Here is an 18827-nt window from a genome sequence, read left to right as displayed (position 1 = left end):
CCCGCCTCGTCCAGCCACTGCCCGCCTCCCCCGGTTCGATCGGGGACATGGAACCCGCGCGCGTCGTGGTGTACCGCGACGAAGTACTTCGCGTCGCGCCGGGCCGCGTTCACGAGGTGTCCTGCGACCCCGGCCTCGAAGGAATCGCGCACGATTCCCGCATCCGGCCCGGAGAGGAACCCGACACCGATTGCGTCACCAGCCGGTCCCACCAGGGTGACGAAGTCCGGTTCGGCCAACGGCGTGCCCGGTCGGGCGCTCACCGGGGAAGGGGTGGGCGTCAGCCTCGAAGGCCGCTCCACGTGCACGTCGAAACCGTCGGGCCGACCCAGGACCAGCCGGACGTCGAGGTGCGGGGCGTCGCGGTTCAGCAGGTCGAGCACGACCTTCACCCCCGAGGGGTGGCCGCCCACCCTGACCACCAGATCGAGAGGTCCGCGTCGTGCACGTACGTTGACCTCCCTCACCAGGTCGGACAACCGTGCACGCACCATCGCGCCCTGCTGCGCCGACATCTCCGCGGCCCCGGGGGCGTAGGTGATGCTGATCTCGGCCTCGCGCAAAGCTCGTGGTTCCGGCAACGCGATGCCCAGGTCCTTGGCGATGCCGTACGCCAGCAGCAGCGCCGACCGCTCGTCACCTTGGCGTTCGATCTCGGCCATGACGACCACGAGCACCCGGAACATCAACAGGTCCGTCGGCTGACGCCCTTGTTCGTGGGCGGAACGCACGATCTGCTCATCGACGGCGGAAGAGACCGCGCGGTAATCGACGACAGAGCGCAGCAGGTTGGTGCCCGATTCCAGAAGCGCATTCGCCTGGGCGGGGGAAATCCTGCCCAGCCGGGGAAAGTCGCGCAGGGCACGGTGGTTGAGCGATTCCAGGGTCCAGCGGCCCGAGCGGTCCGGCGCAGCAGGCGAAGGCAGTTCGTTCACCTCGTGCCGCCCGTGTTCTTCCGCGGAGGCGAAGCCCAGTTCGTTCGCCAGCCTGCGGGCGAGCGCGACCGCGCCGGCATAGCCACCGGTACCCACGAACTGGTCGGCCACCAGGTACCCCACGTCGGCACGCAGGGCGGACCTGCCGGCCAAACGGTGGTCGCTGACGAGATCCACGATCCACTCGGCCTGTTGTTGTGCCGTTCTCCAGCCTTCGTCCTGAGCTACCGCCGACCTCATCCGGTTACGAGCGACAGCTGCTTCGCGGTGGACCTGCTCCTCGGTCCACCCCGTGCGCGTCGGATCGGTCCCCGTGGGCAGTTCGCTCACCACGTTCGCGTTCGCCCCGGTGCCAGTGCCGGTGTTCCAGGCCGCCAACTCGTGCCGCTCCGGCGCGCCTTCCAGCTCACCTCGCACACCCGACGTGAAGGCGGTGTTCGCGTACCCGGCCTGCATCTCGGCGGGCAACTCGGCGCCGTAACCGCCCTCAGCACGGGGAGGTGCCTGGAGCGGCGCTTGGCGGATACCCAACCCACGACGCAACTGGGCGATCTGGCGATGCCACCAACGTTCCCGTTGCCGCCCCCCTGACGGGTAGTCGATCTGCGGCACGACCTCGAGGTGCGGCGAGCTGCCCCCTCCCGGGGACGGGGAGTTGGCGTTCCCGGACGACCCCCACGTCGGCGGCTGCCCTGCTTCAGGCGCGTCGCCGAACGGCGAGCCGACCACTTGGAGGGAATCGCCGAACGGCGGGATCACGAGTTGTGGCGCGTTCCCCAACGACGTGCTGACCACCTGGGGCATTCCCCAGAGCGTTGGACTCGCAACCTCCGGCAAGTCTTCGGACCGCTGCCGCAGCGGCGAGATCGAACGTCTTCCAGGATGACGCACCGCATTCCTGCGACGCACTTCACCCGACGGAGCCGGGGAGGTCGACACCGTGAGGACGGGGAGAGCTTCATACCGCGAATCGGTCGGGCTCGGCACTCTCCCGAATTGGGTGGAGACCGGGGTATCGCCCATGTTGTCCGCGATGTTCACCCGTGCCGGGTTGAAGTAGACCTCCGGGAACGGGCCGTCGCCGTCGTGCAGCGCGGCAGCGAACGCCGTCGAGGTGCGGAGGAGGTCGGTCGCCCGCGTCGGGTTGTCCACGACGAGCACCACGGGTGCGCCTGGCCCCGCGTCGCGGTACGCGGCGGTTCCGACCAATGCCGCAGCCAGCCTCGACGGTTCGACCCATGTGCCGTCGAGCTGGAAGCTACCGCCGGCGACGTGCACGAACACGACGATCTTTCCGGCCAACGCGGCGACGCCCGCCCACCGGCCGGACAACGCCCCCCACACGAGGGCGTCGTCGTTGCCCGCCACGAACATGACGACCTGATGGGAATCAGGCGACACCACCAGATCGGGCACCCCGGACGGCGCCCCGTCCTGGGCGCGCTCCCGGGAGCCGGGTGGACGGCGCACTACCGCGCCTCGGCGCTGCAACCCGCCGGACGCCGGCGCGTGCGGTGCCGGCAGGTCGTCCGCGTCCTGCTCCAACCGGGTGGCGCCCAGTTGGAGCCTGGTGTTCTCGACCCGCCAGAGGTGCCGGGGTTTGAGGACGGCCGAGGAGTCGAGCACCGCCTCTCCCATCAGCCCTTCGTCCGAGACGACCGCGCCGCGACCCTCGCGGCGTTGGAAGACGGGTTTCACGTCGTCGTGCTCGACGTACTCGTCGCGCAGGCCGAGGAAGTGGCCGATCTCGTGGGCGGCGAGCTGCGGGGTGATGTCGACCGGCCAGGTCGTCTGGTCGGCCCGCTCACCGGCCGGGACGACCCCGATGCGGCCGTGCGCCGGGGTCGTCCCGTCGGTGAAGAGGACCGTGACGTGGAACTGCTCCCCACCGGGCAGGCGGTTGCCCCGGCCGAACAGCTCGGCGACGCCCTCTTCCACGCGACGACGCACCTCCTCGACCTGGGTCGGGCTCGCGTGGACCCGCGTTCGGTCCTGCGCGTCCGCCGGGTCCAGGTGCAGCTTCACCGTGAAGTCGCGGACCGGCACACCGCCTACGTCGACGGCGGTGGTCTCGTAGGCGATGCGCGCGCTGCCCGCGCGCAGCTCGATGCCGCGGGGGGTGAGCGTCGACGAGTCGAGGACGTAGGGGTCCTCGCCTCGTACCTGCTCGGCGGCGTCGGCGTGGGCGACCGCGGTGCGGACGGACTCCGTCGGCACCGGGGCGACGGAGGTGAACCAGTCGGCGTCGGATTCCCGGCTGTGCCTCCAGCCCTCGTCGTCCAGGATCAACCGGGCCCGCTCCAGCGCCCGGTCCCGGCCGAGGCGCTCCGGGGTCAGCGGGCTCCTCGCGACGCGGTCCCCGCCACCGGCCTGCTCCACAGCTGCCGGACCGAGGTCCCGCGAGGTCGTGTCGAGCCGGCGCAGCGACCAGTCCACGCGCACGTCCACCCGTCCGGTCGCCGCGGCGGGACCGAAGCCCACCTCGACCTCCCCGGCGGCCTCGGCTCGGCGGTTCGCGCGAACGCTCAGGACGTGCCCCACCAAGCGGGCCACGACACGGTCACCGGACACGTGGACCACCGGCGCCCGGTACCGGCCGGAACGGGTTCGGGCGGCTTCCGCCAAGCGGTCTGCGAGGGCGTTCACCTCCCTCAACTGCTCCCGCTCCAGCACGCCACCGGGCTCGTGGGTCAGTGACAGTTCCGGTCCGGGCGTCCGCTCGGAGACGTCGGTCAGCGGGGCGAGGGACGCCACACCGAGGTCGTGGGCGATCTCCCTGGCCACCCGCAGGGCTTCCAGGCGGGCACTGCCCTCCTCGCGCGGCTCGGACGGGAGGTCCCCGGTCTCCCGGTCGGGACCCGTTTCCGCGCTGTGCAGGCCGATCGTGGCCGCGACGACGTCGACGACGGTGGCGAGCAGGTCCGGTTCGAGCACGGCCGGGTCCAGGACGCTCGCCAGGACGTCCTGCGCCTGCCGGTACACGCGGTCGCGGAACTCGGTGGACGTGCCGCCCAGCGCCTCGTCCACGTTGTCCGCGAGGGAGCGCAGTCGCTCCGCCGTCCACTCCCCGGATGCGGGGACCGGCGACGGGCTCGTGCCGGAGGACGCCCGATCGGCGTCCGCCGGGACCGGTTGTGCGGTCCGCGGCCCGTCGTCCTGCGCCCGGGGGTTCGGGTCGACCGAGCTGGTCACGCGGGGCAGGAGGCTGCCGACTGTCGCGGTGTCGAAGTGGGGCAGGGGCACGACGGGGGGTAGCTCGTCATCGGGGTGCAGCACTTCCCTGTAATGCCCGGGGTCGTCCACCCCGCGCCACCCGTTGCTCCACATGGCGGTGGCGGCGTCGGCGGCGAAGAAGGTCGTCCGGGTCCCGCTGTCCTGCTCCCACTTCTGCCGCAACCGGTAGGCATGGCTGAACGATTCGTTCGTGCGGCGGTCGATGGAGCAGTGCGTCAGCAGGAAGGGGCCTTCCGGCGCGGGTCGCGCGGTCTGGAAGACCGACGCGCCGCGGAACAGCACCGCCGCCCCCTCGCCGGGCACCTGCAAGGTGTCACCGCCTCGGTGGGGATGGCCGGTGCGCAGTCGGACGACGAAGCCGTCGGGAGTGCCGTGCCCCAGGAATCGCCAGGAGAGGGTGTCCCACGGGTTCTGGAGCGCCCGGAGCGCAGAGCCTCCGTCACCGGTTCTCGCGATCTGGAAGTAGTGGCCCCCTCGCCTCGCGGTCTCCGCTCGACTGGTGACGGTGAACTTGTAGGCGTCCGAGTCGTCGGCCGGGTACATCTGTCCCTCGACGACACCGGTCACCGGGTGGACGATCGGGATGACCTGCACGTCGTCAGCGCCGGGCGGGACCGGGGCCATGCGGTGGAAACCCACACCGCCGACGCCCAGCCGCCCGTTCGCGAGGAAGTTCAGCGGGCCGTCGGACTGGTAGAACTCGCGCGAGTAGCCCCCTCTGGCCATGCCGGTCGCGAAGTCCCGCAGGCCGACCGTCGAGCCGTCCAACGCCGACAGCACCACCGGACGGGTGGGATCGCTTCCTGCGGCGGCCCGCAACCGCGGGTCGTCGGCGAGGAAGTCCGAGAGCCGCGTGCCCGAGACCGGGTCGAGGACGAGCCCGTCGACGCGCTCGGTGTGGAAGCCGTCCGCGTTCCGGTGGCCGAGGACGACGACGGGCAACCGGCCCGGCAGCCACGGGGTGAGGCTGGAGCGGCCGTCCGCCCAGGACACTTCCCGCAGGGATTGCGGGGTGACCTGCGAAGCCCATGCCGAAAGCTGTTCGAACAGCGCCTCGTCACCCGTCTTGCGCAGCAGGAACATGAAGGGTTGACCATTGGCGGAGGTGAGGGGGGTGATCCGGACGTCTCCCGCGCGCAGGTCCGAGACCGGGACGAACTCCGCACCCGGTTCCAGGTGGACGCCGTGGCGGCCGACCCACGATCGTGCCGTGGACGTGTAGACCGGCCGGAAGTCGTGCTGCCGGTGCCTCGCGCTCGCCACGTCGTAGCCGAACGCGCCGGTGCCCACCCTCCTGGAACCCGGTCCGATGAGCACCAGGGGCCGGTCGGGATCGGTGGCGAGCAGCGCGCGCGCCTCGGGAACGTGGTCGAGGTAGGCCGCGACCTCGTGCCCGTTGAGTTCCAGGACCCCGCCGCCGCTCTCCCGCACCAGGGCGTGTCCTTCGCCGCCTGCCGGGACCACCAGGTAGATCGGCCGCAGACCGCGCCACGGCCCGTCGACCTCGACCACGCCGGTGTTGACCGCCACGGCGAACTCGGTCATCGGCGCGATGTCGGCCCGGTTGGTCGGGAACCCGATGACGTCCCCGTGCACCACGTGGTCGACGTCGCCCGGGTTCAGGGGCGGCCCGGTGCGGAAGCCGCCCCCGCCCCTCAGGACGGGAAAGCCGAAGTGGGCGCTGTCGAACGTGAAGGGACCGGAGTACTCGAACGTCCGGCGCACACCTTCCGACCGGCGCAGCGAGGACAGGAAGCGCTGGTTCAGGCCGTAGTCGCCCAGGGGGTCGTCGGTGAAGACCACCAGCGGCCTGCGCACAGCTCCATCCCACTGCCGGATCTGCGCGGCGGCGGCGAGCACGAGCGGCGAGAGCGGGTCGGGGTCGAAGCGGGCCTTCCAGCCGCTGTTGATCAGGGCGGTGTACCTGCCCCGACGGCTGTGCATGACCACCTGGAGCGGCAGCGCCCTGTCGTCGTCCGTGCTGTCGGCCCACGGCGCGTCCCTCCACCGCACCTGCCCGGTGCGGGGGTCCGCACCGGCGGTCACGCGATGACCTTGCACGTTGGTGTGACGCGCGTAGTGGTCGACGTGGCGGGTTTGTTCGAGGTCCCCCGGGAAACCGACGAGGAACACCCGGTTCTCCGCGTCCCGCAGCACCAGCGGCGCGATGTCTCCCGGTCCCACCCCGGACACCACCTCGTACTCCGCACCGGTGAGACCGGCCTCGGAGTTGGTGATCACCAGACGTGCCGGACCACCGCCGCGCAGTTCCTCGGCGAACGCCCGCGCCTCGACGTGGTGCGCCTCGGAGTCGTGCACCCGGCCGGTGCCCCCCGGCAAGGGGGACGTCTGCGCGTCGGGGCTCCGGTCGACCACCAGGAGCACCGGCACCCGGGGATCGATCCGTTGGAACGCGGGCCGGGCGCGCAGCGACCGGGCCAGTGCCGCCCCGTCGACCCTTCCACCACCCGTGACGAACGCGCCGTCCGGCGTGCCTCGCACGTAGACGTAGTAGGGCGGCACGGACGTGCCCGGCACCGGCAGGGTGCCGTAGTGCGCTTGCCAGAGCCCTGTATCGGTTCCCGTTCCGGGGAAGGCGGTGCCACCGGCCGAGGTGGGGCCGGGGTTGAAATCGGTCGGGGCCGGGGCGCGCCGGGGTGCCCTGGGCGCGGGAACGGACGGGCGCCACTGCGCCGGCGGACCGCCAGGCGTGGTGCCCGGTCGGACGTCGGGGACGCCCAGGGCGCGGTCGCCGTCGTGGGCGGGTGGCCGGTAGAGCGGCAGCCGGTCCGCCAGGTGGGTGGCCGGTGCCGGGAAGCCGACGCCGACCGGCTCGTCCTCGGCACCGGTCAGGCTGACGGCAGGCGTGTCGACCGCCGTCACGGGGCGGGCGTTGTACCCGTCGATCGCGCGGTCCACCGCCGCCTTGGCCGACCACCACGTGCGCTGCTCGTGCCGAGCCGCCTCCCGGGCCCGCCGCAGTTCGTCCTTCGCCGCGTCGATCCGGGCGCGCAGGTCCTCGATGCGGTGCACGGCGGCCTCGTGCGCCTCCCTCGCGCGGGACCACTCGTGCCTGGACCGCTCGGCCGCGTCCTCGGCCTCGCGCGCGGTCCGCTCGGCGCCGATCGACACCGACTCGGCCGACGCCTCGGCTTCCCGGGCGGCGTCGAGGAACCCGCGGGCGTCCGCGAGCACCTGCGCCGCCGCACCGACCTCCTGCTCCGACGCGTGCGCCGCGTTCTCGGCGTCCCGCAGCCGGTCCTGGGCGGCGGTCAGGCGGGTTTCCCGTCGGCGGAGCTCTTCGCGCGCCTCTTCCGCGTCCTGCTCCTGCTGGTGCCGGTCCGCGAGCAGCGGGACGCGCACGGCCTCGTCCTGCTGCTCGGCCAGTGCTCGCTCGACGTCCGACACCCCTTGCTCGACGTCGGTCACCCGGGTGCGCTGCTCGTCGACCCGCTGCCGCGCGTCGGCGAGGGCCTGCCGGGCCTGCGGCAGGTCCCGGCGGGCATCGGTCAACGCGTCCTGCCGACTGGTCCAGGTCCGCAGGGCGACGGCGTAGGCGGTACGTCGGCGCGCCAGCTCGGCGTGGGCCTCGGCGTGGTGCTCCCGCCGGGCGGCGAGGTCGTCCGCGGACGACGACACCGCCGCCACGTCGGCCACGTGCTCCAGTTCGGCCGCGGCCAGCGTGCGCTCGCCCGCCTCGACGTCCTGCTTCGTCCGGTCTTCTTCGAGGATCAGGTCCTGGGCGCGGTGCCGGACCCGGTCCGCGGCCTGCTCGGCGGTCCGCCACGACGCGGCGGCGGCGCGCAGGACGTCCTGGGCCTCCGCCAGGGGACCGCCCACCGGCTTGCCCAGGAGCGCCTCGGCCTCCTGGACGGGCATGACCAGCTCCGCGCCGCCCGGGACGGCCACGTCCTCGACAGCCGTGCGACCGCCGCCGAGGTCCGCGACGACCCGGTACTCCACGTCGAAGCCGACCAGGGCGCTGCGGCCCAGCTTGATCATGTCGGACTGCCTGTGGTCGCCCACCTCGCCGGCGGACACGCCCAGGGCCTCGACGACCCCGCGGACGTCCACCCCGTTGCCCAGCACGTGCAGCGACTGCTGGGGGTCGAGGCCGCCGTCGGCGTTGCGCTCCACCTGGTAGTAGTTGCCGAAGCCGATGCCGACGGAGGTCTCGCCCGACTCCAGGCGGACGACGGTGTTCCCGGTGGTCTCCGCTCCGCTGCTGATGTCGACGTCGTACATGCCGTCGACCAGGCTGCCCAGCCGCGGCTCGCGCAACTTGGCGTACACCTTCACGCTCGCGTCGTCGGACGGCCCCACCGACGCCTCGTGCAGGCCGGGCACCTCCCACTCCCCGCCCCGGCTCAGCACCGGGAGGGCGGCCTGCAACTGCTCCTTGCCCAGCCCGGACAGCAGCGCGTTGAGCGGTGCGGTGCCCTTCCCCGTCAGCCCCGGCAGGAGCGTCGCGCGCACGTCGGCGGGTGCCGCGTCCGGATCACCCGGTCCGGCGACCGCCGCTGCGCGCAACGCGTCGATCGCGGCTTTCCTGAGGTCGTCCACACCGACCACGCCGGCCACCGACGCCTTGGGCGGTGCGGCGACCGCGTCCGACCGCCACTCCTCGAGGCGATCGGGTGCGGCCTCGGACGGGTTCCCGGTGCCGGCACGGTGCTCCGGGCGGTCCGCGGCGTGTGCCCGGAGGAGGCCGGCGGGTCCGCGCAGCAGCAGTTCCACCCGCTCGCTCGTCGCGCTCGCGACGCCCTTGCCGCCCTTCTCCACCACCAGTTCGAACCGGAGGGGCACCGTGCGACGGGCCATCGGGCCTTTCATGCCGCGCAGGTGCATCACCGTGTCGGTGGTGGTCCGGTAAGCGCTCTCGACGGAACCGCCACCGAGACCCGCGGTGGGCAGGACCCCCAGCGAGTTGGCCGGCCCGCCCCGTTCGGGGTCGAAGGCGTGGGCGGCGGGCGTGCGCAGCACCACGTTCCAGCTCGATCCCCTGCTGGTTCCCTTGACGGTGCTGCGCACGCCCATGACGAGGTGCTCGATGCCCACGCCGTCGTTGACGACGTCGACCAACTCGGGCTCGCCGACGAGCCGCGCCCTCAACGTCACCTGGTAGACGTCCTTGCCCACCAGTCGGCCGGGGCGGTGCAGCAGCAGCTGCACACCACCGTCGAGCGCACCGTCGACCAGCGCTTTCACGCTGGTCGGCGAGGAGAAGTCGACCAGGCGCTGGAGGTTGTTCATCAGGTCGTCCAGGACCGAGTCGGGGATGACGGGGGACTTCAGGAAGCCGGCGGTCTTCCTGTTGGTCTCCTCCACCAGGTTCCGCACGACGTCGACCAAGTCGGTCTGCCCGCCTGGTTCGAGCACGTCGAACCCCAGCGCACCCGGCCTGCCGGGTGCCAGCAGCGGGGACGGCCCGAGCGTGCCCCCCTCCGGCTCGCCGGAGGGATCGGTGTCGCGGTGCGGGTGGACGACGGGTTCCGGTTCCGGGTCCGGCAGCAGCCCCATCTCGACCGCGGTCTGCTCGGTGACGCGCACGAACACGCCCCCCGGTACGCGCAGGTACTCGCCCGCGCGGCCCAGCACCCCCCGGGAGAACGTGTTCACGTTCCGGCTCTCCGCCACCAGGGTGAACTCGGCGTCCGCTTGGACCAGGACGGTGCGCGCGTCGCCGGGGGTGAGCCGGTTGCGGTCGACCACGCCGACCAGCCGCGTGGCGCTGAACCGCGATCGCAGCCACGGCACGACCCTGACCAGCAGGTTGGCTCCGCCCAGCCCCTTGGGTGACGAGTTGTTGGGACGTGCGGTGCCCCCGACGGCGAGGACGAAGTCCAGTGCCCTGGTGATGACCTGGAGGCTGCCGGCGTAGGAGCCGCCGGTCACCGAGTTCTCCGACGCGGTGCTGTCGGACACGGACACCAGGCGCGGGTTGCTCAGCCCGACCGAGACACCGAGGGCGCCGATCCGGTCCTTGACCCTGCGGCCGTAGTGCAACTGGTTGTGCACCAGGGCCCGCTCTGCCATGCGGTGCAGGTTGGCCTTGACGTTCGACGGGCTGAGCAGCAGGTCGAGCTGCCGGCGCGCATCGGTGCCGCGCACGGTCAGCGAGGCGTCACCGCCGGCGGCTTGGTCGAGCAGCCGCCGGGCGGTGTCCTGGAGCTCGCGGTTGTGCGCCACGGCCTCGACGTGCAGCCAGTCGAAGGACGCCGGGGGCGGCGAGGCCGGGTTGAGCATCGAGGCGATGGTCGTGGTCGCTCCCAGCGGCCCTCCCTCGGGGGTGCCCGGTGCGAACGCCGCCGGGTCGACCGGGGTCGTGGCCCCGTCCTCCAGCCACAGGTGCAGGGGACCGTCGATCGGCGCCAGGTCCGACACACCGCCGGTGGCGGCGCCGCTCCCCGCCGGGTGCTCGGCGCGGGGCGGCGCGGTCCGGGCGACGAGCCGGGGTTCGGGCGCTTGGTGGCCGGGCAGGCCGAAGGTGACACCGCGCACCCACGAACGCGGACGGCTGAACGAGGTGACGGTGATGTGGAAGGCGGCGTCGTGGCGGAACACCTGCGCGACCGGGTGGCCGATGTTCAGCGAGGTGCTCTCCACGACCGGTCCGGCCCCGGTCCGCACCCCCTTGGTGCGGTGCAGCCTCGCGGCGGCCTGGAAGGTGGAGGTGACGCTGGCCGCCGACCGCCGCAGGAGGCCGAACCGCCCCTCCAACCCGACGCTCCCGGACTTGGTCGTGGACGTCGACGTGCCCAGCTTCGGACCGGCCGCCGTGTAGTGGCGGACGTGGTGCGCCGCTGCCTCGCCCAGGTGCTCCCCGGAGCCCAGGGCGATCGTGACGACGACGCTGACGTAGTCGGTCGAGAACAGGCCCCGCCGCTTGAGCTGGACCGCCACACCGGGTCCCTGGAGCTCTTCGATGCTCGCCCGCAACGCCGTGGGTGACAGCCTGGCGGTCAGCTCGCGCAGGTTGTTCAGCTGTTCGGCCAAGTCGACGAACCTCCGCCCGCTCTTGAGCGGGTGCACGCCCTCCTGGTTCCAGGTGGGCAGGAAGTGCTCGAAGTCCGGCAACGCGCGCAGCGCCTCCTCGACCTGCGGCTGCACCCGGCTCGCCAGGGCGAACTCGCCGACGAGGGCGCTGCCCGAGGCCAGGCCGTGCGCGATGTGCGGCAGTTCGAAGCGGGTGCCGGCAGTGCCCGGTGTGGTGGGCGACGGGGTGGTGCCCGCGGGCACGGGCAGGCCGCGGGCCGCGGCCTCGCCCAGCGGGATGCGCAGGTAGGTCGTCACCGGGACGACCAGGTCGTCGCCCGTCGGGGGCCGCACCAGGACCTCGGCCCCGACCTCGTAGAGCCCGATGTCCTCGGTGACCTCGACGCCGTTGCGGGTGGTGGCCGAAGTGCCGGCCGACGAGCTGTCGACCGTGCGCGCCGAGTACCCGGTGACAAGGCCCGCTTGGGCGACGACCGGCACGGGCACACCCAGCCCGCCCCCCGCCGTCACGCGGAGGGCGACGCCCGAGTCGATGCCCGCGGCGGTTCTGCTGTCGTGCGTCACCTGGCCGCGGCTGCGCAGCCGTCCCCCGCTGTGGGTCCCGACCAACTCGACGTCGGACAACCTCACCCGCATCCGCACCGCGTCCGAGTGGGCGCCGTGCGGACTGGTCAGCTCCGGGGAGGTGACCCAGCCGCCGAGCATGGTGATGAGGTTGTCGCGGATGGTCGTGTGGTTGAGGAAGTCGTGCAGCGCGGTGCGGCCGTCGGCGCCCGGTTTGGTGATCGACGGGTGGAGCCTGCTCGCGACGTCGTCGAAGACGCGGTCGAGGTCGTACCCGGTGACCGCTTCCGGGAAGGGGTGCTCGACCTTCTCCCCCCACTCCGGGTCTGCCGGCACCACCGGTCCGCTGCGGGCGACGGAGTCGACGAACGTGCTCAGGTCGTCCGGCACTCCGAGGAGCACGTCGACCGGCTCGCCACCGGTGGTGGTGCTGTCCACCACGTCCCGGCCGACGACGGCCCCGGTCGCGTCCTTGAGCGTGATGGTGTAGACCACCGGGACCACCGCGTCGGTCAACGACCCGGACCGCAGGTAGTGCTGGTCCTGCACGCCCGCCGCAGCGGTGGTGTAGACGTGCGGGTGGGCGCGGGGGACCCGCACCGCCACGGTTCCGTAGGCGCCCGCGCCCTGGCTCACCATCACGGCCACCGTGAGGTCCGCGGCGGTGCCCTCGGCGGTGACGCTCGTCGAGGTCAGGTCGTTCTGGAAGCGCGTGTCCGAGTTCAGCGGCGCGGAGGGGACGGTGAGCGCCCGGGACTCGTCGTCGGGTCGTTCGAGGACCGCCTTGACGTGCGCCTCGTACCAGGACTTCCCCACCTGGACCGGGAACGTGCGGCCGGTGCCCATCAGGGACTCGAACCGGGTGGTGATGGCGCGTTCCACCCGGTCGGTGCCCGTGACGGGCCCGGTGGCGGGCAGCAGGTTCCCGAGGGCCGCGATGACGTGCGCGACCCCGCGCGCCTCGACGGCCGCGACGGCGCCCAGCGCCTCACCGCGCTGGAAGTAGTCCGGCATGTTCCGCGAGGTGAAGACGACCGGCGCGGTGTCCGGCGTGCCGGTCGGATCGGGCGCGGAGCCGGCAGCGGGAGCCGACATGGTGATCGCCGCGCCGGCGGTGCCGGTGCGGCGGCGCTCGAACAAGGTCTCGACCGGCCGCTGCTGCTCCCCCGGGCCGAGCGCTTCACCGTAGCGCCCGCCGTCGTGCACTGCCCGTGCGCCGTCGGACACGGACCGGGAGACATCTCCGTCCGCCGCGTACACCGTGGCCGGGCCTCCTCGCAGGTCCTCCAACCTGCGCCGCAGGCGGTAGGCCGTGGTGGTGGCCACCTTGCTGCCCGGGTCGACGCCGTTGACGCGGCAGTGGCTGAGCACGATCGGCCGGCTCGGGTCGACGCCGGCGCTCTGGAAGACGGCGCTGCCGTGGATGGCGTCCGCGGCGGAGTCCCCGTCCAGGCGGACGACGTCACCCGGGACGTCCGGGTCGTTGGTGGCCATCCGGAAGTGCAGGGCGTCGGTGCTGCCGTGACCGTCGACGAACCAGGGCAGTGTGCCGTGCCAGGGGGAGCGGACCGCGGCCGTGGTGCGCGCGCTGGCGGTCTCCCCCCGGAAGTAGTGGTCTCGACCGGTTTCCGCCTCGCGGACGCCCACGACGGCCAGGATCGCCGCGTCGAAGTCCTTGGCGGGGAAGAACTGCCCGTAGACCTCGCCCGTCGCGGGGTGCACGTGCGGGTGGCCGATCAGCTGATCGGGGCGGGGTGGGATCGGCTTCACGTGGCGGAACCCGGTTTCACCGACGGTGATCCCGCCGTCCGGGTCGAACCGCAGGCTGTCGACCGGTGAGAAGAAGCGACGGGAGTAGCCGCCTTCCGCCATGCCTTCGGCCAGCTCGCGCAAGCCGGTCGTCGGCCCGTCGAGCGTGCCGAACAAGATCGGCACGTAGGGGTTGTGCCCCGCCGCCGCGCGCAGGTCCCGGTTCTCGCGGAGCACCTGCGCCAGGACCTCCGGGCCCACCGCGAGTTCCGCGCCGTCGCGGCGCAGCACCTGGTGGAGGTCGCCCCCGCTCCGGGTGACCACGATCCCGACCGGCATCGCCTCCGGCACCCACAGCCGGGGCCACGTGCCACCGTCGACCCGGTTGACGCGGAGCAGGGCGGTCCGGCTGGTGTTGGCCGCCCACTCCTCCAACCGGCGGAACTCCACCTCGTCACCGGGTGCGCGCACCACGAGCAGGGTCATGCTGCCGTCGGCCGCGGCCAGCCGGCTCGTCCGGACGTCGTCGCCGCGCAGGCGGGAGACCTTCGTGAACGGGGTGTCCGGGTGCCGGACCGTCCCGTCCGGTTCGGGCCAGGAGCCTCCGGCGGTCGCGTAGACGTCCCTGAAGTCGTTCTCGGCGTGCAGTGCCCCGGCGAAGTCGAAACCGAACCCTCCGACGTCGACCCGCTGCGCGCCGTGGTCGCCGACCAGCACGACCGGGCGTTCTTTCCCGGTCCCGACCGCGCGGCGGAACCGGGGGTCGCGCAGGAGGTACTCCGCCAGTGCGCGACCGTCGACCTTCAGGCGGGCACCGTCCGCCGTGGCCACGGTGGCGCTCCCCGGCCCACCGTCCACCACCACGAACAGGGGAGGCTCGGACCACGCCCCGGCAGGGGCGCCCCCTCGGCCCACCGCGTCCGCGAACGCGTTGACGGCCGCGGCGGCGCGCTCGTCGGTCGGGAAGCCGAACACGTCGCCGTGGCCGGTCAGTTCGAGGTCGCCCGGTTCCAGGCCGGGACCCTGCCGGTACCGGGCGCCCTCGGCCAGGACGGGGAGCCCGAACCCGCTCCTGGCGAACGTCACCGGTCCGGAGTGCTCGAAGGTCGCGCGCGGCCCGGTGAGGTCGCGCAGCTCCGCCAGCAGCCGGCGGTTCGCGTCACCGCCACCGATCGGGTCGTCGGTCAGGAGCGCCAACGGGGGGCGAATCGTTCCACCGGTCATCCGTTGGAAGGGCTCGTGCCGCACGAGCAACCGGGCGAGCTGCTCCGGAGTGGGGCGCGACCGCCAGCCGGTGGTCGTGCGGAGGGTGAACCGCCGGTCCTGGCCCTGGAGCGCCAGGTGGACCGGCTGCGTCCCGCCCGACCTGACGCTGCGGGACCACAACGCGGCTTCCTGCCTCTTGCCGTCCCGGTGGTCCGGTCGACCGGAGTCCCGCGTGGCGACGACCCCGTGCGTGTGCGCACTGGCGTTGCGCGCGACCTCCCTCCACGCCGCCGCCCGCTGGTCGTCGCTCGCGAAGGCCATGCCGTACTCACGACCGTGCACGTCGACCAACGGCTGCCAGACCAGTTCGGCCGGGTCCGGGTCGGACACGAGTTCGTACGAGGCCGCGGTCCGGTCGTGCCCTGTCCTGGTGAGCACCGCGGGGTGGGGGCCCGCGTCCCGCAACGCCTCGGCGAACGCCCTGGCCTCGGTGAGGTGGGCTTCCCCCGGCCTGTCGGTGATCAGGAGCACCCGCGCTTCGGGACCGACGTCCCGGAACCACTCGGCCTCACGCGTTCGAGCGGCCAGCGCAGCACCGCCGATCCGCTCGCCGGCGACGAGGAACCCGCCGTCGTGAGTGGTGCGGGCGAAGACGTAGTAGGCCCGTGAGGACTTCGGCAGGTCGACCAAGCCGTGGTCGTGCCACCAGGGGGAGACGTCCTCGGGGGACGAGCGGAACACCAGGCCGGCTGTCGCGTTGCCCTGCGGGGGCAGGTCGACGGCCCCGGGAGGCGCTTGTCGGCGGTCGAGCGCGTCGGAGGACCGGGCGCTCCGCTCCGACGTCAGCACCCGGGTCTCGACCATCCGGAGCTCGTGCGCCGGGACCCCGCCCCGGAGGTCACGACCGGCGGAGATGCCGAGGAGGGAGCCGACGGAGGCGGCCAGCGCCGACGCGTCGGCGTCGACGGGCCAGCCGAGCCCGCTGGGTTCCGCGCCGGACGGGAGGACGTCGATCGAGCCGTGGGCGTCGTCCGCGCGGTCGGTGAACTCGACGGTGACGTGGAAGCGCTCACCGCCGGGCAACCGGTTGCCCTGGTTGTACAGCTTCGCGACACCTCGGCGCACGCGGTCGCGCATCCGGGCGTTCCCCGGGAGGTGCAACCTCACGGTGAGGTCGAGCACGGGATCACCGTCGACGTCGAACCGCCGGACGTCGTGGTCGATCAGGCCGCCCCCGTCCACCGAGTCGCGGCTCCGGACCCGGCCGCTGGGCGGCGTGGTGTTCCGGACCTGCGCGATACGGCGGTCGAGTTCGACCCCCGACGTGGTGGTCGTCGTGCCGGGCCGTGGACCCGGGTCACCCGGCACGTCATTCGCCAGGTCGTTCGCCAGGTCGTTCGCGATCCGGCGCGCCAGGGCCGCGCTGCCCACCGGGTCCTCGCTGTCCGCCAACTCCGCCGCGACCAACGTCACCACGTCATCACGCACGTCATCCGCCACCAAGCCCGCGACCACCACCCCCCGCGCGCGCCCCACCACCTCCGCACGAGCCGCCGGCGGCAAAGAATCCACAGCAGACCGGGCCACCCGGGCATCAGCCCGCACCAACGCCACCGTCCACGCCACCGAACCACCACCGACCTCCACGCCGGCAGGCACGACACCCGGACGACCACCGTCGGGCCCGGGTTCGCCACTGCCGTGGACCCGCGCACTGGTCGGCGGTCCTGACGGGTCCTTCCCCGGTACCGGCAGTGCCTTGCCGACCAGGTCGGGGAAGGTGATCGGGTGATCGACCACCGGCAGGTCCGACGGGGTGCCCAACGCATGGCCGGTCGGTCCGGTCGGGGGGGCGTAGAAAGGCAGTCGGGGGACCGACAGCCTGCTCTCCGCGGCCTCGTCGCGTCCCCCCGAGGAGGAGTTCGCGCGGGCCAGGTCGCCCAGGATGCGCCGGACGCGGGCACCACCGGCGGCGGGGTCCCCTCCCCTGACGAGGTCGACCGCGACGATCGACACCAGGTCGTCGTAGAGCTCGTCGTCGGTCACCCCTTCCACGTCCACGATCGCCCGCGCCTGCTCCACCGCGCCCGGACCACGGCCCTCGAGGATTTCGTCGGCCGCGCGCGCCCCGTCCCGCAACGACGCACGGGTCCACGGCGCCGCAGCGGCGTCGGTGGTGGAGGCGGCCGAGCGCTCGTCAGGGGCGAGCCGGTCGTCGACAGCGGACGGCGACGAGAGCGGTCCGCCCATCAGCAGGGTGGCCGGCTCCGCCGGGCTCAGGTCCTGTTGCCGTGCCTCGTCCAGGACGTGCTCCGGGTCGAACAGGTCCTCGGGCTCGCGGCCGCCGAACTGACCGCCGTACGACGACAGGTCCACCGGCGGCGCGTCGACCTCCGGGTGGGTGCCCACCCGGCCGGTGGTCTGGGAGGACTGCCCGGGCGCGACACCGGTTCCCTCGCGGGATGCCGGACTCGTCGGGCCCGGCTGTTGGGGGTTCTGGGCGGTGGGCGGTTGGAGTGAGGTCGATTGGAGGGGTGCAGGTGCCGGTGCCGGTGCGAGCGGCGCGGGCGCGGGCGCGGACGGCGCGGGCGGTGCGCTGCCCGGCGAGGTGGCGCCTGAGGTGGTGGATCCGGGTCCTTCCGAGTGGGAGGACTCCCAGCCGGCCAGGATGCGGGTCGTTTCCGGTGAGGACACGGGCAACGGCTGCGGCTGCGGCTGCTGGCCCGTCACCTCCGCGTACCTGCGGAGCGGACCGGGGTCCTCGTCGGTCGGTTGCTGCTCGGTCCGCGGTGTGTCGTCGGCACCGTGCAGGGGAGCGGGTCCCGGTGGGTTCTGCCCCTCGGGATCGGGCGCGTGGTGCTCGGGCGCCGGACCACCGTGCTGAGGGCTGTTCGGGCCGGACGGGTCGGGTGACGTGACCGCTCCGGTGGACGGGGCACCGCCCGGAGGCGTGGTGCCGGAGCTGGACGAGTTGTGCAGGGCGACACCACCCGCGGCCAGACCGCCCGCGGTCAACCCCGCGGCGGCGCCGATCCCGATGCCGGTGCCGATGGCGCGGCCAAGACCGCCGGAACCCCCTTCCCCCTGGCCACCGCCGCCCCCTTCGGCCGGTGCGGCCCCCTCCTCGCCCGCCGGCGCCGGCGGGGCGGTGGTGTCCTCCGTGCCCGGTGGCACCTGGTCCGCCACCTCGTCCCCGGCCACGCCGACCGGAACCGGGACCTCCTCGGTGGTGCCGTCCTCGGGGACGTCCTCGGGAGCGCCGTCCTCGGGCACGTCCTCGCCCACCACCCCGCCGTCGACCGACGCCTCCGGCTCGGCACCACCGGTATCGCCCAAAGCCTCGATGTCGTCCAGACCGGTCAGGTCCGCCCCCTCGACATCCTCCAAATCCTCACCGAACGCCTGATCCACCGCGCTCTGCACGACCCCGCTGAAGAACCCGCCGACAACACCTGCCCACACATCCCCCATGTCCTGGCCCATCGCACCGGCCATACCCGCGCCGACAACACCTTCCGCACCCCCCTCCGCCAACCCGTCGAACCACGGCGTCTTCGAGAACTCGGGCGTGAACCGACCACCCAGCTGCTTCGAACCACCGATCAACCCGCCCGCCGCACCGCCACCCACGAACGACAACATCGACGACTGGTCGTCCCAAGCCTGGCGATTCCCCTCCCCGAACTGCACCACCTGCACCAGGGCGTCCTGCAGGACCTCCTCCACACCCTCCTGCGCCGCCTCCACCAACAACCGGTTCGCCCAGTGCAGGTTCGCCAACCGCATCGCGACCCGCAGCCGACCCGCCGCCACGATCTGCGGCACCAACGACGCCGTGAACGGGCTCGCCATCGCCCACACGATCGCCGACGTGAAGAACGACACCTCCACCAACAACCCGTACTCGGCCTGCTCCACCTGCAGGGCCGCCTGCTCCAACATCCCCGCCGGCTTCTCGACCACACCCGCCAACGACGCCGCGGCCCCGGCCAACCGCCCCACGCGACCCTTGAAGGCCGCCGCCACCCCCTCCCCGACAGCCTCCTCCACCGAACCCGACAACCCCCCGAACCGCTCCCCCCACCCCGTCAGCCCACGCCCCGCCGCCCGCCACGCCCCCGCCAACGCACGACACGCGCCCAC

Annotated in this window: 1 protein-coding gene (only partly in view); it reads right to left on the bottom strand. The window is 73.1% G+C overall.

The genetic code is table 11. The annotated features are described in order from the left end of the window. Nucleotides 1-18827, bottom strand: partial view of a hypothetical protein gene (locus ACRAKJ_RS12590; protein WP_447009099.1) — the 5' portion only. Its footprint begins 9499 nt before the window's first position; only the first 18827 of its 28326 coding nucleotides appear in the window; the start codon lies at nt 18825-18827; its stop codon lies off the left edge, out of view.

This window comes from Saccharothrix sp. DSM 118769, assembly GCF_052936295.1.
Note: the sequence above shows the minus strand (reverse complement) of the source record. Positions and strands in the feature narration are given on the sequence as shown.